Annotated in this window: 10 protein-coding genes; 4 read left to right on the top strand and 6 right to left on the bottom strand. The window is 73.8% G+C overall.

The window, feature by feature from the left end; all coding sequences use genetic code 11:
* Positions 1 to 3: 3 nt before the first annotated feature.
* A complete protein-coding gene (locus tag ACH35V_RS01640) occupies positions 4 to 1,458 on the top strand; it encodes an amidohydrolase family protein (protein ID WP_395969685.1) in 1,455 nt (484 codons plus the stop codon).
* 63 nt (positions 1,459 to 1,521) lie between these two features.
* On the opposite strand, the gene ACH35V_RS01635 is transcribed toward ACH35V_RS01640, so the two are convergent.
* From ACH35V_RS01635 to ACH35V_RS01615, 5 genes are all read right to left on the bottom strand, one after another.
* Positions 1,522 to 2,211, bottom strand: coding sequence for a FadR/GntR family transcriptional regulator (locus ACH35V_RS01635; RefSeq protein WP_395969684.1), 690 nt, complete (start codon positions 2,209 to 2,211; stop codon positions 1,522 to 1,524).
* Positions 2,212 to 2,261: 50 nt separating this feature from the next.
* Positions 2,262 to 2,534, bottom strand: coding sequence for a biotin/lipoyl-containing protein (locus ACH35V_RS01630; protein ID WP_395969683.1), 273 nt, complete (start codon positions 2,532 to 2,534; stop codon positions 2,262 to 2,264).
* Positions 2,534 to 3,556, bottom strand: coding sequence for an alpha-ketoacid dehydrogenase subunit beta (locus ACH35V_RS01625; RefSeq protein WP_395969682.1), 1,023 nt, complete (start codon positions 3,554 to 3,556; stop codon positions 2,534 to 2,536). The genes ACH35V_RS01630 and ACH35V_RS01625 overlap by 1 nt, the downstream gene beginning before the upstream one ends.
* Complete coding sequence (locus ACH35V_RS01620) at positions 3,553 to 4,524, bottom strand: thiamine pyrophosphate-dependent dehydrogenase E1 component subunit alpha (RefSeq protein ID WP_395969681.1); 972 nt, start codon at positions 4,522 to 4,524, stop codon at positions 3,553 to 3,555. The genes ACH35V_RS01625 and ACH35V_RS01620 overlap by 4 nt, the downstream gene beginning before the upstream one ends.
* A 92-nt stretch (positions 4,525 to 4,616) precedes the next feature.
* Entirely contained in the window at positions 4,617 to 5,339 is a 723-nt protein-coding gene (locus tag ACH35V_RS01615) for an SDR family NAD(P)-dependent oxidoreductase (protein ID WP_395969680.1), read from the bottom strand.
* Positions 5,340 to 5,405: 66 nt separating this feature from the next.
* Between ACH35V_RS01615 and ACH35V_RS01610 the strand changes: the two genes are divergently transcribed.
* The 3 genes from ACH35V_RS01610 to ACH35V_RS01600 all read left to right on the top strand — a co-directional run bounded on the left by ACH35V_RS01610 (position 5,406) and on the right by ACH35V_RS01600 (position 8,359).
* Positions 5,406 to 6,662, top strand: a complete 1,257-nt coding sequence (locus ACH35V_RS01610) for an amidohydrolase family protein (protein ID WP_395969679.1) — start codon at positions 5,406 to 5,408, stop codon at positions 6,660 to 6,662.
* Positions 6,659 to 7,612, top strand: a complete 954-nt coding sequence (lipA, locus tag ACH35V_RS01605; RefSeq protein WP_395969678.1) for a lipoyl synthase — start codon at positions 6,659 to 6,661, stop codon at positions 7,610 to 7,612. Before ACH35V_RS01610 ends, lipA begins: the two co-directional genes overlap by 4 nt.
* Before the next feature lie 99 nt (positions 7,613 to 7,711).
* Positions 7,712 to 8,359: a dihydrofolate reductase family protein gene (locus tag ACH35V_RS01600; RefSeq protein ID WP_395969677.1), complete on the top strand. Its 648-nt coding sequence runs from the start codon at positions 7,712 to 7,714 to the stop codon at positions 8,357 to 8,359.
* Positions 8,360 to 8,377: 18 nt separating this feature from the next.
* On the opposite strand, the gene ACH35V_RS01595 is transcribed toward ACH35V_RS01600, so the two are convergent.
* A complete protein-coding gene (locus ACH35V_RS01595; RefSeq protein WP_395969676.1) occupies positions 8,378 to 18,493 on the bottom strand; it encodes a neuraminidase-like domain-containing protein in 10,116 nt (3,371 codons plus the stop codon).
* Positions 18,494 to 18,504: the final 11 nt, after the last annotated feature.

The following is an 18,504-nucleotide window of genomic DNA, read 5'->3' as shown; positions in this document are numbered from 1 at the left end:
CGGATGACCAGACCCGACGCCGCGGCGGGACGCAGCACGCTGATCGAGCACCTGGATTTCGCAATGACCGTGGACGCCGGCGACCGCGTCCTGCACGACGCCGCCCTGCTGCTGGACGGCGACCGCATCGTGGACATCGGCCCCACCGAGGACGTCCTGGCCCGGCTCGGAGACACCGCGGTCGGCGAGCGCATCGACGGCCGCGGCCGCGGCGTCATCCCGGGCCTGATCGACACCCACGTCCACCTGTCGGAGACGCTGAGCCGGGCGGTCTTCCCGGACGTGCTGTCCACCCGGGCGTGGGTGTTCCACTGGGCCAAGCCGTTCTACGCCCACGTGGACGACCAGGACGAGGCGGTCAGCGTGCGCCTCGGCGCGACCGAGATGCTCCGCTCGGGGACCACCTGCTTCCTCGACATGGGCGCCCAGAACGACGCGGGGCTCACCGCGCGCGCCGCCGGTGAGATCGGCATCCGCGGGATCGTCGGCCGGCACGCCGCCGACCGCAAGCCCGAGGCGATCCCGCCCGGCTGGTCGCAGGAGATGGTCGACCACCACTTCTTCCCCGACCACAAGGTCGCCCTGGAGGCGTTGGAAGACTCGGTTCGGCAATGGAACGGGCACGCGGGCGGCCGCATCCGCTGCTGGGTCAACATCGAGGGCAAGGAGCCGTGCAGCCTTGAGCTGCACGTCGGCGCCCGCGACCTGGCCGAACGGCTCGGGGTCGGGACGACTTACCACATCGCGTCCTCCATCGAGGAGTCGCGGGTGAGCGAGAAGAAGTACGGGCGCTGGCCGGTGACGCGGGTGGCCGAGGGCGGCGGGCTCGGCTCCAACCTCGTCCTCGCGCACGCGGTCGCGCTCACGGACGCGGAGGTCGCGCGGCTCGCCGAGCACGGCACGTCGGTGGCGTTCTGCCCGTCCACCTCGCTCAAGCTGGCCAAGGGCGCGACCGCCATCGGCAAGTACCCCGAGATGATCGAGGCGGGCGTCTCGGTGGGCCTCGGGACGGACGGCGTCTCGGCGGCGGGCAACCTCAACCTGCACCGCCAGGTCCATCTGGTCGCCGGGCTGTTCAAGGACGCCCGGCTCGACCCGACGCTCGTCGGCGCGCGCAAGGCGCTGCGGATGGCGACCATCGACGGCGCCGAGGCCCTGGGCTGGGCCGACGAGATCGGCTCCCTGGAGCCCGGCAAGCAGGCCGACTTCGTCCTGTTCGACCTCGGCCACCACGAGTGGACGCCGTACTCCGACCCGCTCCAGGCCCTGGTCTGGTCGGCCAGCGCGGCCAGCATCGCCGAGACCTGGGTGGCCGGACGCCGCCTCTACGACGGCGCCCGCGTCACGACGGTGGACGAGCCCGCCCTGCGCGCCGAGGCCCGCGAGCGCGCCGCCTCGATCGTCCGGAAGGCGGGCCTGAACGACGACGTCCCGGTCACCACCACGCTCTACGACTGATCCGGCGGACAGGAAGGAGGGGCACCCCGGTGGGGTGCCCCTCCTGGTCATGTTGGGAGCCGGTCAGGTCGGGGCGCGGAAGTCGGCGATCCAGCGGCGGACGCGGGCCACGTGTTCGTCGGCGCGAAGGCCCGCTTCCGCGGGGTCGCCGGCGAGGACGGCGTCGACGATCGCCTGGTGCTCGACCACCGAGCGGGACGCCTGCCCCGGCCGAGCCAGGGTGATCAGCCGCGACTCGGTGAGCAGCCCGTGCAGGTCGGTGAGCAGGACGGGCAGCAGCCCGCCCGCCCCGGCCTGCGCCACCGACACGTGGAACGCGACGTCCAGCTCGGCGATGCGGTCGAACTCGGGGCGGGGGGCGGCGGCCGCGTCCAGGAAGGCACGGTGCGCCTCGACCATCCGCTCCACCCGCTCGGGCGGGCCGTTCACGGCGGCCTCCTGCGCGGCGAGCCGGTCGAGCGCGCCGCGTACGGCGAGCAGCTCGACCAGCTGGCCGCGGTGGAGCTCCAGGTAGCGGCCGAACGAATCCTCGTAGCGCGCGGCGGAACCGTCCCGGACGAACGTCCCGCGCCCGTGCCGGACGCTGACCAGCCCCATCGCCTCCAGCCCGGCGATGGCCTCGCGGACGCTGACGCGGCTGACCCCGAACACCTCGCACAGCTCCCGCTCGGACGGCAGGACCGAGCCCGGCGCGAGCTCGCCCTGCCGGATGCCGCGCAGGAGCTGCTCCCGGATCTGATGGGTGGCGCTCACCCACGTCCCGGCCCGGAAACCGGGCACGACCTGTGCCTTTCGCGGCGGCGTCACGAACCCGCGGCGAAGGAGTCGTAGTCGGCCTGGTCGCCGGCGATCACCATCACCGGCGCGCCGACCGCGACCTCGTCGCCGGGGGCGGCCAGCGCCTTGGCGAAGACGCCGTCCACCGGGGCCTCCAGCTCGACCTCGATCTTGTCGGTCTCGACCACGGCCAGCACCTGGCCCTCGGTCACCGCCTGGCCGGGCTCGATCTGCCATTCGGAGATGACGCCCTCCTCCATCGACAGCCCCCACTTGGGCATCGGGTAGGTCTCGGCCATCAGCGGTCTCCTTCCTTGGCGGGTTCCTTGGCGGGTTCCTTGTCGAGCAGCCGGCGGACGGACGCGGCGATCCGGTCCGCGCCGGGCAGCGTGTGGTTCTCCAGCACGGGCGCGTACGGGACGGGGGTGTTGAGCGCCCCCACCCGGACGATCGGCGCGCGCAGCAGTTCGTGGCATTCGTCCGCCGCCCAGGCCGCGATCTCGGCGCCGAAGCCGCCGCGGGTCGGGGCCTCGTGCGCGATCACCAGCCGTCCGGTCTTGGCGATCGAGGCGCGCAGTCCCGCCCGGTCGAAGGGGACGAGCGTGCGCGGGTCGAACACCTCGCAGGAGATGCCCTCCTCCGCCAGCGTCTCGGCGGCGGCGGACGCGTGCTCGCGCGTCTTGAGGTAGGACACGACCGTGACGTCCGTGCCCTCGCGGTGCACCTTGCCCGTCCCGAACGGGATCGGCTCGACCTCGACCACGTCCCCGGCCGGGCCGCCCCGGCCGCCGTACTGCTGCTTGTGCTCGAAGAAGATCACCGGGTCGGGGTCCCGGATGGCCTGCCTGAGCAGGCCCTTGGCGTCGTGCGGCGTTGAGGGCGCCACGACCTTGAGACCTGGGACGTTGACGAACCACGACTCCAGCGACTGCGAGTGCTGCGCGGCCGTCGAGCCGGACGTGCCGGTGACCATCCGGACGACCATCGGCGCGGACAGCCGCCCGCCGGTCATGTAGTGCGTCTTCGCCGCCTGGTTGACGATCATGTCCATCGCCAGCGTGACGAAGTCGCCGAACATGATCTCGGCGATCGGGCGGGCGCCGACCAGCGCCGCGCCGACCGCGGCGCCGACGATGGCCTCCTCCGAGATCGGGGTGTCCCAGAGCCGGTCCGCGCCGAACTGGTCCCACAGGCCCTTGGTGACGCCGAACACGCCGCCTGGCTCGCCGACGTCCTCGCCGATGAGGAAGACGGACGGGTCGCGCTCCATCTCCTCGCCGATGGCCTGCCGGATCGCGTCCGCGTAGGTGAACTTGGTCATCGCAGGGCCGCCCCTCCGAGCGAGTCGACGTACACGTGGTCCAGGGCGTCCTCGGGCTGGGGATGCTCCTGCTCGGCCGCCCAGGCGATGGCGTCGTCGAGCCGCTTCTCGACGGCGTCGCGCACGGCCGTGACATCTTCCTCGGCGAGCTTCGCGGCCAGCAGGTCGATCGGGTCGCGCGCCATCCAGTGCGCGACCTCGTCCTTGGGCCGGTAGCGGGCCATGTCGCCCTCGAAGTGGCCGCGGTGCCGGTAGGTCTTGGCCTCGATCAGGGTCGGGCCGTCCCCGGCGCGGGCGCGGGCGGCGGCCTCGGCGGTGGCGTCGCGGACGGCGTCGACGTCGTTGCCGTCCACCACGACCCCGGGCATGCCGTAGGACGCGGCGCGGTCGGCCACGTCGGTGATCACCTGGTGGCGGTCCTGCCGGGTGAACTCGCCGTAGAGGTTGTTCTCGCAGACGAACAGCACCGGCAGCTTCCACAGCGCGGCCAGGTTCAGCGACTCGTGGAAGGCGCCCTCGTTGGACGCGCCGTCCCCGAAGAAGGTGACCGCGAGGCCGTCCGAGCCGCGCCGCTTGAGCTGCAGCGCCGCGCCGGTGGCGAGCGGGATGCCGCCCGCCACGATGCCGTTGGCGCCGAGGAAGCCCAGCTCCACGTCGATCATGTGCAGCGAGCCGCCCTTGCCGCGGTTGTAGCCGGCGGTGCGGCCGAACAGCTCGGCGTACATCCGGGCCGGGTCCGCGCCGCGGGCGAGCATGTGGCCGTGCCCGCGGTGGGTGGACGTCAGCACGTCGTCCGGGCCGAGGGCCGCGCAGACGCCGGCCGCCACCGCCTCCTGGCCGATGTAGGGGTGCAGGAAGCCGGGGATGAGGCCCCCCGCCCGCTGCCGCGCCGCCTTCTCCTCGAATCTGCGGATGAGGATCATGCGTTCGAGGAGGTCGAGGGCCCCCTCCCGGGTCGCTTGCGTCATGGCGTCCTTCCGTCGGGTCCGTCCGGCAGGTTCGTCCGGCAACTGGTAATACATGTTATGACTGATATGAAGCAGTTGTCACGGAGTCGGGGTCAGCCGGCCGAGAAGCCGCCGTCCGCCATGACCGCCGCGCCCAGGACGTAGGACGACTCGTCCGAGAGCAGGAACGCGACCACCGCCGCGATCTCCGCCGGGTCGGCGTAGCGGCCGATCGGATGGCCCTCCTTGAAGTGGTCGGGGCCGGTCCGCGCGGCGTCGATCGCCGCGAGCATCGGCGTCTCCACCCCGCCGGGGCAGACGCAGTTGGCCCGGATGCCGCGGTCCGCGTACTCGACGGCGACCGAGCGGGTGAGCTGGAGCACCGCCCCCTTGGCGGCGGCGTAGGCGGCCAGCCGCGGTGCCGCACAGACCGACGCCGTCGAGCCGAACGTCACGATGCGGCCGCCGCCCTGGGCGAGCATCCCGGGCAGGACGGACTTCATCGCCAGGAAGGTGCCGACCGCGCTCACGTCCAGGACGTTGCGGAACGTGGCGAGGTCGAGCTCGTGCGTCGGGGCGGACGCCTGGATGCCCGCCATCGCGACCAGGCCGTCCACGCCGCCGAGTTCGTCCGTCGCGGCGGCGGTCGCGCGTGCCATGTCCGCCTCATCGGTGACGTCGGCGGCGATCGCGCATGCCAGGCCGTCCGGGTCCGGGGCCTTGAGGTCGACGCCCGCGACCGTGGCCCCCTCGTCGCCCAACCGGCGCACGACGGCGCGGCCGATGGCGCCGCCCGCCCCCGTGACCAGGATCTTCGCTCCGCCGAGACCGCGCATTACTTGCCTCCACACATCAGTCCAGTTACTGTCAACATGTCATACATCTTGCCAGTTGAGCCAGGGATGATCGACCACGTGCTACTGGAACGGGCCACCACCCGCGAGGGCGGGACGACCGACGTCCTGATCGCCGGCGGGCGCGTCGCCGCGCTCGGCGCGGACGCCGCCGCCGACCCTCGCGCCGCCGACGCCGACCGTCTCGACCTGGCCGGATACCTGCTGCTGCCGTCCGCGGCGGAGCCGCACGCCCATCTCGACAAGGCGCTGCTGGCCCGCCGCGCGCCCAACCCGTCCGGCGACCTGGACGGAGCGGTCACCGCGATCCGCTCGGCCTACGCGACGATGGACGAGGACGACCTCCGCTCCCGCGCCACCGAGGCCCTGCAGACCGCGCTGGCCCACGGATACACCGCCGTGCGCTCGCACGCGGACGTCGGCGAGGGCATCGGCGTCCGGTCCGTCCGCGCGCTGGCGAACCTGCGCGAGCACGCCGCCGCCGGGCTGGTCGACCTCCAGATCGTCGCGCTGACCGCCGCGCCCGTCGCCGGAGCGGCCGGACGCCACCACCGGCGCCTGCTCGCCGAGGCCATCGAACTCGGCGCCGACGTCGTCGGCGGAGCCCCGGCCCTGGACCCGAACCCCCACGCGGCCGTCCGCACCCTGGTCGCGGCCGCGGACGAGGCCGGACTGCCCCTCGACCTGCACCTCGACGAGACCACCGACCCGGACATGCTCACCCTGCGCCGGTTCGCCGACGAGGTCGCCCGCCGCGGCCTCCACGGACGCGCCACGGCCTCCCACTGCGTCAGCCTCGGCCAGCAGGACCCCGCGACCTGCCGCGAGGTGAGCCGCGCGCTGGCCGACGCGGGCATCGCCGTCGTGACGCTCCCCCAGACCAACCTCTACCTCCAGGGCCGCGCCGAGCCCACGCGCACACCGCGCGGGCTGACCGCCGTGGCGTCCCTGCGCGAAGCCGGAGTCGTCGTCGCGGGCGGCGGCGACAACTGGCGCGACCCGTTCAACCCGCTCGGCCGCATCGACCCGTTCGAGACGGCGTCGCTCCTGGTCGCCGCAGCGCACCTGCCCGTCGCCGACGCGTGGGAGTCGGTCACCGCGCACGCCCGCGCCGCCCTCGGGCTCCCGCCCGTCGCGCTGGACGTCGGCAGCCCCGCCGACCTCCTCGCGATCCGGGCGGCGGACCTGGACGAGGCCGTCGCCGCCGCGAGCGAGGACCGGATCGTCCTGCGCGGCGGCGGGGTCGTGGCTCGCACGCGCGTCACCCGAGAGATCGTCCCCGCACTGGAAGGGCAGCTCACGTGACCACCGGACGAAAGCCGCTGCGCATCGAGGCGCGCAATGCCGAGGTCCCGATCGAGCGCAAGCCGGAGTGGCTGCGCGTCCGCGCCCACGCGGGACCGCAGTACCGGGAGCTGGACCAGTTGGTGACCTCCGCAGGGCTGCACACCGTTTGCCAGGAGGCCGCTTGCCCCAACATCTCCGAATGCTGGGAGGACAGGGAGGCCACGTTCCTGATCGGCGGCGACCAGTGCACCCGGCGCTGCGACTTCTGCCAGATCGACACCGGCAAGCCCGCCCCGCTGGACCGGGACGAGCCGCGCCGCGTCGCCGAGTCGGTCGCGACGATGGGCCTGAAATACGCCACCGTGACCGGCGTCGCCCGCGACGACCTGGACGACGGCGGCGCGTGGTTGTACGCGGAGACCGTCCGGCGGATCCATGCCGCCGTTCCCGGCTGCGGCGTCGAGCTGTTGATCCCGGACTTCAACGCCGACCGCGAGCAGCTCGCCGAGGTGTTCTCGTCCCGGCCGGAGGTGCTGGCGCACAACGTGGAGACGGTGCCGCGGATCTTCAAGCGGATCCGTCCGGCCTTCCGCTACAAGCGGTCCCTGGACGTCATCACCGCCGCCCGCGCCGACGGCCTGGTCACCAAGTCCAACCTGATCCTGGGCATGGGTGAGACCCGCGCCGAGGTGTCGCAGGCGCTACGAGATCTGCGCCAGGCGGGATGCGACCTGATCACCATCACCCAGTACCTGCGTCCCAGCCCTCGTCATCACCCTGTGGAGCGCTGGGTGAAGCCAGAGGAATTCGTGGAACTGTCGTCCGAGGCCAAGGAAATCGGCTTCGCCGGTGTGATGTCAGGCCCGTTGGTCCGCTCCAGCTACCGCGCCGGCCACCTCTACAAACAGGCCGTGGAAAACAAGTCGCAGCAGGTGCGGGGCCAGGTAGAGGCGGACGTGGCGGGGTAGACGTCCGAAGTCGGTGATGTGATGTCGAGGCGGCGAGGTCGGCTCCGACCTTCTCGTGACGGCACCGGAGGGGTGCCGATGGATCGAAGGAGGACTCCGATGTCCGAGGTTCGCGTTCACAACTTCTCGATCTCGCTCGACGGCTTCGCCACCGGCGAGGGCCAGGCCGCGAACGCCCCGTTCGGGCACGCGGGCGAGCGCCTGCACGAGTGGATGTTCGCCACCCGGTTCTGGTACGAGATGGGCGGCGCGCAGGGCGGCAGCACCGGCGCCGACCACGCGTTCGCCGCGATGCACGGGCACGGCTTCGGCGCCGAGATCATGGGCGCCGGCAAGTTCGGCCCGCCCGGATGGCAGGACGACCCCGGCTACAAGGGCCCGTGGGGCGCGAACCCGCCGTTCCACACTCCGGTCTTCGTGCTCACCCACCGGCCGCGTCCGTCCATCGAGATGGAAGGCGGCACCACCTTCCACTTCCTGGACGCCTCACCCGCCGACGCGCTCCAGACGGCCCGCGAGGCGGCCGGCGGCCTGGACGTCCGCCTCGGCGGCGGCCCCTCGGTGGTGCGCGACTTCCTCACCGAGGGTCTGGTCGACCACATGCACCTCGTCCAGGTCCCGATCGTGCTCGGCCGCGGCGTCCGCCTCTGGGACGGCCTGGAGTCGCTGGAGGAGGCGTACGACATCGAGGCCGTCTCCACACCGAGCGGCGTCACCCACCTGACCTTCACCGCCAAACGCCGCTGACCGCTCCGCCGGGCGGACTCATGTGGCCCTCGTGGGTGCTCCATTCGTCTCGTAGGTGCAGAGGAGGTGAAGGGCGGTGAATTTGGTGGGGAGGGGTGGGAAGAGGAAGGCGCCGGACGGACGCGGGCTTACTGGGAGGTCCGTTTCCAGGACGCCGTGGTACAGGCAGGGCCAGTCGGCGCTCGTCACGCAGTCGACCGGGATGCCGGAGCAGGTGCACGGTTCGTCCGGGCCGTGGGCGTGGTGGGGGAAGAACAGGGCGGGCAGGACGGACGCGCAGCCCGGGTCGTCCAGTTCGATGAACAGCTCGATCCGCGTGACGCTGAGGTCGCACCCGCCGGGGACGTACGGGAACAGCTCGCGGGTCAAGCGCAGCGGCCAGCGGCTTTCCGGGGTCTGGAGGCGGTACCAGTCGTCGGGGAGGTCCCGGCGGACGTCGATGAGCCGCAGCCCAGAGCCGGGGAGCCGGTGCGCGGCGGCGGCGCGGGCGGCGGCGCGCAGGACGTCGCCGCCCTCCCGCGCGGTGTAGTTGACGAGCATGACCAGGTCGCTGAGGCTGCCGAGCGGGAAGCGGTTGTCCTCGGGCGGCAGTTCGACCCGCCAGCGGCTGACCGCGCCGCGGAACTCGAACGGCAGGTAGCGCTCGTCGCGGAAGTTCAGCTCGAACATGCCGGAGTCGTTCTGGCCGCTGGACGTGGCGATGGCCTCGGTCGCGTCGTGGGCGTGGACGATGCGGGGGTCGTCCGGGCCGGGGCCGTAACCGGCGGTCGGATCGCAGGCCGACCCGCAGCTCGCGCAGCCGCCGGTCGCGCAGGGGCAGGTGCGGGGCGTTCCGCCGGCCGGGCAGCGGCAGGGGCCGGGCGCGGACGGGGCAGATGGGGCGTTGCAGCAGCGGGCGGGTGCGTCGCGCAGGGACGGGTCGACGCGCGTCTGGCTGCTCAGCAGCGTCAGCCGGCAGTTGATGCTGGTGAAGGGGCCCACCACGCACGGGATCGTCAGGGTGACGTTCTTGATCCGCCGCATGTAGTGGCCGGGATGGTCGAGGTCGAGCAGCCATTCCGGGATCTCGATCTCGCAGTAGCCGGTCTGCTGGAGCTGCAGGAACGCCATCGGGAAGTCGGCGCGCAGGGAAAGGTGCCGGGTCAGCTCGTACTCGCGGCAGTTCTCCTCGATGTAGGCGGTCTCGATGCGGCGCAGCGCCAGGTGCAGGCGTTCCCCGGCGAGGAGGCCGTCGCGGAGCGAGTCCCAGGCGGACGAGGGCAGGGCGGGGGCCGGGGTGCCGGGACCGCGCTCGTGGACGAAGGCCCGCCGTGCCCGCCGGGCGAGCCTCAGCGCGAGGTCGTACAGCTGGCGGTGCAGCGCGGCGGTCTCGCGTTGCAGGTGCAGGTACAGCTCGGCGCTGGAGAACCGGTCGCGCAGGTAGTCCTGGACCTCGCGGCCGTGCTCGATCTGCCGCCGCTGGACGTTCAGGTCGCGCAGCGCCGCGTCGCGGTGCCGTTCGGCTGCGAGGATCTGCCGTTCGATCTGCTGCAGCTCGACGCCGATCACCTGGACCTGGTGCCGCCATTCGTCGTCGCGGCGCTGCCAGCCGCCCTCGGTGAGGCTGAGGCCGCCGGTCGTGCCGGCGTTCTCCGCGACCGAGCTCAGGATCCGGGCGGCCGTGCTGAAGCCCGCCGCGAGCTTGTTGCCCAGCGGGAACTGGTTGAACTGGAGCGGGGTGCCCGCGAAGCCGGCGACGCCCAGCCAGAAGTCGGGCGACAGGCCGATGCCCTGGGCGATGCCCTCGGACACGTTGCCCGCGATCCGGGAGGCGGTCGACACCACGGTCATGGCCTCGTACCCGATCTCGCCCGCGTTGTTGCCCGCGCGGAGCAGCGCCTGGTGGTACGCCAGCCTCGTCAGCGCCCCCTGCTTGGTCTTCTGCAGCGCCTGCACCTGCCAGTCGGCCTCCCGCCACTGGAACTGCCGCGTCCGCAGGCCCAGCTCGGCGAGCTGCCGCTCGTGCGTCGCGCGCAGCGAGGCGAGGGCCTCGGCGTCGCCCTTCTCGTAGGCGGCCAGCAGGCTCGCGCCGAGCCCGCGGACCTCCCCGGCCAGTTCCAGCGCCTTGCCGACGAGGAAGGTGAACCGGTACGGGCCGACCGGACCATGGCAGGACGTCCCGTCGCAGCCGTCCGCGCAGACGTCCGCGGCGTCGGCGGGCACGTCCGGGCCTCGGTGCAGCCGGTGGGCGTCGATGTCGTGCCGGACGAGCGCCAGCCGGTCGCCCGCCCGTTCGTAGAGGGCGAGGAGGCGCGGGTTCAGCGGGGCGGGACGGGCGAAGAAGTCCGCGAGCTCGGCGGGGTCGTCGTCGGGCCCGGCGGCGATCCGCCTCGGCGGGCGGCCGAGCAGGCGGGCCAGGACGTCGAGCAGGACGCGGGCCTGCCGCGCCCCCTCCAGGTCGCCCCGCGCGAACGCGGCGTCCGCGGCCTGGGCGAGGGTCTCGGCGTAGGACAGGACGACGTCCTGACGCCGCGCCACGTCGGTGCCGAACGAGGACGTCCGCCACGTGTTGTCGGACTCCAGCGGACGGTGGGCGACGTTGTACCAGGCCAGCGCCGCCTCGTGGCGGCAGTGGGCGCGCAGCGCGCCCGCGACGGCCGCCGCGACCGGGAACGGCGACAGCGGCAGGAGCAGCGCGCCCGGCGGCCTCATCGTGAAGTACGGGTATGCGGCCATCGCGCCGGGGTAGGTGACGTCCGGCGGGTCGGGGGCCGTGACCAGGGGCAGGACGACCGCGTCGTCCGGCGGCATGTCGTAGCGGAATCCCGGCGCCGTGGGGTCGGAGTGGCCGGTCGGCGGCTCCGCGTCCGGGACGGTGAAGCGGAGCGAGTCGCCCGTGCGTCCCTCGAACACCAGCCGCAGCGCGCCGTGGCCGGACCGCAGGCGCACCGCCTCGGCGCTCCTTCGCGGCGGCTCGAACCGGCCGTTGCGGACGCGGCACCAGAACAGGTGCGCGCCGTCGTCCGGCGGCCAGGCGAGGAGGCCGGGCAGCTTGTCGGGACGATGCCAGTCGGAGGTCTGGTCGGCGGGCCCCTCCGGGGTCGAGACCACGACACCGGCGTCGGCGTCCTGGACCGCGTCGGCGTCGTCGTACAGCGCGGCGCCCGCCAGCCAGAAGTAGTACTCGTCGACGCCGTCCTCGGGACGGTCTTCGCCGCAGTCCCGGCAGCAGCCGGCGGCATGCCCGAACGGAGCGAGATGCGCCGACGCGGGCGGGATCCCCGCGGCCGCGATCCGGACGAACGGGACCCCGAGCGAGATCGCCGCCGTAAGCCACAGCGGCAGCTTCCGCACGTGGAGATCGACTGCCCTATCACCTTCGCCGTTGCCGTTTCCGTTGGTCGCTGCGGGCAGGGCGATCGGGGCCAGCCAGGACGGTTGCGCGGGCGGGGCCGGGGTGCCGAGGAGCCCGAGGCCCTCCGGCGCGGGGGACAGCAGCCGCTCGGCGGCGAGGGTCCCGTCCTGGAGCAGGGTGAGGGCGGGGTGCTCCGGCGGACGGGTTCCGCGCCACCAGGCCAGGCCGCCGGGAACCGGGACGGTGAGCGAGTCCTCGCGGAGCCGCGCGTCCAGCATGCGGAACGCCTCCGACCGGCGGGCTTCGTGCAGGTCGTCCCACTCGATCCAGTTCTCCGGGTATGCCTCGCGCTGCGCGCACACACGCCATTGCGCGAACGTCGCGAACCGGTTCCGCCACAGTTTGCGCAGCGCATAGGGAATGGGCAGCGACGGCTCGGCGCCGAGCAACGCGCGCTGCATGAGCGCCTGGACGGCCGCGACGCCGTCCTCGATCCGGGTCACCCGCTGGACGAGGCCCGCCTGGACGTCCTGAAGGAGGAGGTCCGACAGGTCCCCGGGGGTGGCGGCGAACCGTCCCGGACCGCTCAAGTAGGCCAGTAGCGCCCGCCGGGCCCGCTCGCGCAGACCGTCGTTGAGTTTCCGCAGGTCGGTGTAGCGGCGCGGCTGCCCGTTCTCGATGTAGGCGTCCTCGACGAACCGGATGAGGTCGGCGGCGCCGGAGAGCGGCGGCGTCCCGACCGGGGCGCCGGGTTCGTCGGCCGCCCACAGGTAGGGGTGGGCGGCGCCGATGTCGCGCGGGACGAGGTGACCCGTGATCCGGTGTAGCAGCCGCGAGCCGAGCCAGGCGCGGATCGCCCAGCGCTCGTCCTCCAGGTCGTGCGGGCCAAGCCGGTACGGGTCGGGCGGGACGTCGAAGTAGGCGCTGACGAGGGGCGCGTGCCGGGCGTCCACGCCGAGGTGCCGCAGGAGGTTGACGGGGTCGTCCGGCTGCTGCTCGGACACTTCGGCGAACAGCAGCCAGGCCGGGCGCTCGCGCGCCGCCCCGGTGTCGTGCCGCAGGTCGGCGTAGTCGTAGAGGCGCTCCCAGACGTCGAAGAGCGCGGCCTGGCGCGGACGCCCCGGGTCGCTGCGCTGGTCGTCCACGACGTTGGTCAGGTACGGGTCGCCGACGGGCAGCAGGTCGGGCGAGAGCCAGGCGCGGTGGGTGCCGAAGGACGCGGCCCCGGTGCGGAGATGGGACGTGCCCGCGAACGTCTCGGCATGCGCGAGCAGGTATCCCAGCTCGGACTGCCGGTAGCCGGGCACCGGCTGCGCGGACAGCCCGAACCGGTGCGCCACGAGCAGCGCCTTGAAGGCCCGCTGGTAGGTGCGCCGGATGTCGCGCAGGCTGCTGACGTAGAGGCCGTTCAGCCAGGCGGCGGCGTTCTCCCCCGGCCGGATGACGGACAGCGCCCGCCCGCCCGCGGCCGTTTCATCGGTCGGGTCGCGGACGACGCCGTCGCCGAGCGTCGTGGGCTTCGCGGGACGGAACAGCCGGTCGAACGGGAGGGTGGCGACGGCGTCGCCGGTGTCGGGCCCGGCGTAGCCGAACCGGAATCCGGTGCGGGCGGGCTCGGTGTCGGCGCGTCCGGTGAACGCCGGCTCGACCTGCCGGGCCTCGATCGTGATCTCGTACACGCCGCGCCGCAGCCGCAGCGGCCCGGACACGTGGCCCGGCGCCTCGTCGCCCGGCATCCCGTGGTTGAGGACGGCCCAGGTGCGCTGCCCCCGGCGCAGGACGACCCGCCAGCGCCGCCCCTCGCACCAATCCCCATGCTCGTCATGCCGGTCGTGGTCGTGGTCGTGGTCATCGGCGTGGCCGGACGTCTCGCCGGCGTTGAAGCGGTAGACGCCTTCGTGCTCCACCAGCAGCATGCCGTGCCAGCGCACCGCGAACGGCTCGGCCCCGCCGAGCGGCTCGCCCGTCGCGTCCAGGAGTGCGAGACCATTTCGGACGCTGACGTACCGCTCCTGCTCCTCCGTCAGCTCCAGGTCCATCGCCGGGAGGACGGTCGGCACGGGCGCGTTCAACGCGTTCCGGACGTCCCCGAACGCGCTCAGCGGCCCGCGCACTTCCCGCCACCGCAGAGCGCCGCGCGGAACGTCCGGACGGTACGTGCCGACGATGCCGGTCCCGCGCAGGCCGAGCAGCGCGGCGAAGGCGCCCGCGCCAGGCCGCCAAGGCCAGGTGACGTCCGGCGGGGCGCCCGAGTCGTCCTCCCACGGGGTCAACCCGAAGTTCTCGTCCGCCCAGAGCCCGCGCAGGATCAGCCACGCGGCGTCCGTCGTCGGATCGGGGTCGCCGGGGTCGGCGCCGGTCGCGGCGAGGACGTGCCTGGCCAGGTGCTCGGCGATGATCCGGCAGCGCCGCACGAACAGCGCGTACGCCTTCTGGAACAGGGCGAACCGGGAGTCGTCGTCCCCTTCCTGGACGAGCGACTCGATGGCCTGCACCGGGTTCTCGAACAGCGCGGCGAACGGCGCCCACGCGGCCCGGGGCGCGAAGTACAGGTCGCGGACGGCGCGGCGCTCGACCGGGTTGAGCGGACGCAGCCGCAGCAGCCGGCCGAGGACGTCGGTGTCCCGCAGCGGCAGCAGGCAGTACAGCTCCTCGGCGGCGCGGTCGTAGGCGAAGCCGCCTTCCGGCGGGCCGCCCGCCCACATGTCCGGGGAGGTGTCGGCGGCGGGCAGCGGCACCGCGAACCGCGTCTCGGCCGCGCTCACGGGGATCCCCCGGCGGCGCAGCTCGGCGGCGAAGAAGCGGCGGCCGAGCAGGTCAAGGGGATCGGGCGCGGCGGTGGGCGCGGTGTATCCGAAGTCGTTGCGGAGCGAGGCGGCGATCCACGTCCAGGTCCAGGAGGCGGCCTCCTCGCCGGGCGCTTCGATGTCGCCGAGCGCGGCGCGCAGCGTCCAGAGCGAGTGCGGGCCCTGGCCGTCGAACGGCTCGGTGTCACCGAGTCCGAGGGGATCGTCGGCGGCCTCGTTGCGGTCCTGCAGCGGGAACGGGTCGTCGCCGCCGAGATGGCCGTCCGTGGTGAACAGGAACAGCAGCTCGCCGACCGTGAACGGGGACAGGTAGATCTTCAGCAGCGCCTCGGCGAACCGCAGCGTGGCGGCGGGCCGGGCGTGCCAGGTGTCGGACGGCGTGTCCGGGTCGAAGCCGCACAGCACCGACAGCGGGGTCAGGTTCGCGCCGATGATCTTGATGAGTTCGGGGGTGGTCTCCAGGGCGGGGTTCGTCCGTCCGGCGGTCTCCTCGACGCCGTCCAGGAGGAGGGCGGCCGCGTGCGTCCACTCGGCGTGGGTGGCGCTGTCCACCCACAGGGCGAGGAGCGGGATCCGGCCCAGCGGGCCCGCCTCGTCGCCGCCGCCGAGCGGCAGCCGGAGGTCGTCGCACAGCATGAGCAGGGCGGCGAGCTGGCGCGGGAAGTCCGGGTTCACGGCTCCCTCAGCGGTGAACAGGGACAGGACGGCGTCGATGTCGGCGAGCGTCCGGAACGACAGGCCGCCGCCGCAGCGGCCGCGCAGGGCCCGCCACAACCGCACGACCAGCGCGAGCCGGACGAGCGCGGCGGAGCGGTCGGCGTCGCCGCGCTCGCCGAGGAAGCGCACCCGGTACCCCTCCGGATGGCACGGCGGGCAGTCCGGCATCCGCCCGTTCCCGTTCCCGTCGCCGTCGCCTCCACGCCGGCCACGGGGGATCTCCACCAGGTCGAACGGGACGATCTCGCTCCGCTGCAGCTCGGCCAGGTCGCAGTACTCCAGGCCGGTCCGCGCGAGCAGTTCGGGGAGCAGCACGGCGGTCTTCGACCAGTGCGTCCTGCCGACGCGGGCCTCCGTGAACCCGTACAGCCGCCACGCCGCCGGCACGCCTTCGGACGGCTCCTCCCCGGGCGTCCGGGTGAAGAACATCGCGTACTCGTGCGCGCTCAGGCACAGGTATTCCAGCGCCGTCTCCAGCCGGACGGGATACCGCCACCGGTACGCCGCGAACCCGTCCGGCTCGTGGGCCGGGTCGAGCGCGAACTCGGTGATCCGCTTGCGGAACCGGCGCATGATCTCGTACCGGCTCGTGCCCGCCGCCCGGAGGTAGGAGCGGACGGTGTCGAGCGCCTGGTCGTAGGGCAGCGGCGGCGACCCGGCGTCGTCGCGCAGCGCGGCGTAGGCGGCGGGCAGCGGCGCGGACGGCGCGGAGTGCTCCGGGACGGCCGCGAGCAGCGTGGCCGGGTCGTGCGCGTCCGGGCCGGTGAGGGGGTGCCCGCCGACCTCGTCCGATGCCGTGTCGAAGACGGCGCCGGACGGCGTCCCGCCGCTCGCCACCGCGGCGGCGAGATGCTCCAGGCTCTCGTTGACGAGGTCGACGGACGGGACCGGCGTCGCGTGGTTCGCCTCCGTGGCGTGCAGGTCGCCGAGCGGTCCGCGGCGCTCCTCCAGCAGCCCGCCGAGCGTCTCCTCCTCCGCCGGGAACGGCTCCGCGCAGGTGCTCGCCGCCGACAGCCGCAGCAGCTCGCTCAGGTACGCCACCAGCCCGAACGGGGACAGGTGCTCGGGCGGCAGGCAGTCGGTGAGCGTCCCCGGGTTGACGGGCGCGAACCCTTCGCCCTCTCCCGGCGACGCGGACGCCGACCCGCCCGCGGCCTCCTGGATCTGCACCGCGTAGGAGTGCCCGATCGTCCCTTCCAGGGCCTGCTGGAAGTCGTCGGGGCTGAGCGCGGTCACCGCCTCGACCGTCGTGAACCCGCGCGCGTACAGGGCCTCCATCAGCGAGAACCGCAGCTCGGCGGCAGCCTCGCCAGGCCCCGCGAACGCGGTCAGGACGTGCAGCGCGTCGATCGCGTCGAGCGCCGCGAGCAGCCATGTCCGGGCGTGCGGGTCGCCGGGGAACACGTCCAGGACGGCCGACCGCGTCGCGTCGGGGTCGCGCGGGGTGCCCGGCGTGTACGTGCCGCCGCCGTGCGCCGCGTACCGCGCCTCGAACGCGGCGAAGATGTCGGGATTCGGCCGCTCCAGCGTGGACGGGGCCCCCGCCGCAGGCGTCGTCGTCGACGCCGGGGAGAACGGGACGGTGAAGAACTGCCGCAGATGCCGGAGGAACGCGTCGACCCTGTCCTCGGGGGTGCTGGCCGTCCCGACCTCGGTGAACGGCGGCAGCAGGTCGAGGCGCGGCGGCGCGCCCGGCGGCAGGAACAGCCCGCGCCACCGCTCGTCGGTGACGGCCCGCAGCCCGGCCGCCGTCGTCACCCCGAGTTCGGCGGTGATCGCGGTGATGAGCGGCGCGAAGCCGCCGGTGACGGCGTGCAGCAGCAGGCTGAGGTAGGCGGCGGCGCCGGGCCCGGACGCGGTCGCCGGTCCCCAGAAGTCCGCGTCGATGGTGGGCGTCGGCCCGGCGTGCGCCAGCCAGGCGTCGACGAGCGGACGGACGGACGCGTTCAGCGCGACGGGCGGAGCGGGCGCCGCGGCCTGCCCGATCGCGCGCAGCCGCCGCGCCGCCTGCGCCGGGACGAGCGCGGCCGTGGACCCGGCCGTCGCGGCGGGCGCCTCCGCGGCCCCGACCGTGCCCGCCTCGATCGCGGTCTCGATCGTCACCAGCACCTTGGCCTCGGTGTCGGCGCTCGCCATCGCGAACCGCTGCGGCACGTCCACCTGCGGCGGGAGTTGCGCGCCGAGCGCGTAGAAGTACGCGGCCGGGACGACGAACGGCGGATTCAGCGCGGCGCCCGCCGGGTCGCCGGTGAGCAGCACGGACGCGTGCTTGAGCGTCGTCCCGTCGCCGGTGCCGGACGGCAGCGGGAACGTCAGCAGGGCGCGGCGCGACCCGTCCACCGGCCCCTGCGCCGGGCCGGGACCGGTGAGGTTCTCGCCCGCGCTGAGCCGCTCGCACACCATCGCGGCCCAGGCCGCGTAGATGTACCCGGTCAGCCGCAGCGCGTTCCCGTCGTGCGTCGCGTAGTAGCCCTCGATCTCGGCTTCGAAGCGGCGCCGGTCGTTGTCGGCGTCCTCGGGCTTGACCAGCGGGTCGGGCTGCGGGGTGGTGTACATCTGGGCGAGCGGGCGCGGCTCGGGCGGCGGCGGGTAGATCGCCCGGTCCCATTCGATCTCCGCGGCGACGTGCCGCGCCTGCGCCGCGCTGAGCGTGGTGCGCTGCGCGATCGTCCGGCCGTCCGCGGGGTCGAGGGCGAGGACCGCGTTGACGGCTCCGACCAGGGACGCGAAGTCCGGCGGGGCGCCGTCCGGCGGCAACTCCAGGTGCGCGCCCGCGCCGGACGCGACGGCGGGCAGCACCGCGTACGCGCTCGGCGCCAGCTCCACCACGTCCGTCAGCAGGGTGGGCAGCGCCCCGACGGTGACGACGGACGCGTTGAAGTCGATCCGCCGGTCGGCGACCTGCCTGCCGTTCCGGGTGAGCTTCAGCCGCAGGTCGAACGCGGTGCCCGTCGGGTATTCGGGGTGGCCGGCGGGCGGGTTCGCGACGATCACCGCGGTGGCCGCCGCCGCGGGCTCGCGCGTCGTCGGCGGGCTCGGCGGGATGCCGGTGTCCACGAAATGCTGGACGATCGCCGTGGTGGTGAGGTCGACGGTGAGGTCGGCGACCGACGTCGAGGTGAACACCCCGCTCGCCGCGCCGAGGGGGACGCCGTCGACGGTCGAGCCGAAGCCGAGGTCGAACGCCTCGACGGTCAGCCCCGCCAGCGCGGCGGTGAAGCCCGCGCCGTCGACCGGCCGGGTGGGGCGCAGCCTCACGATGATGAGAGTGGGCATGGGCCTCGTCC

The organism is Actinomadura sp. 1N219 (genome assembly GCF_044326405.1).
In the GTDB taxonomy this organism is placed as follows: Bacteria; Actinomycetota; Actinomycetes; order Streptosporangiales; family Streptosporangiaceae; genus Spirillospora.
Note: the sequence above shows the minus strand (reverse complement) of the source record. Positions and strands in the feature narration are given on the sequence as shown.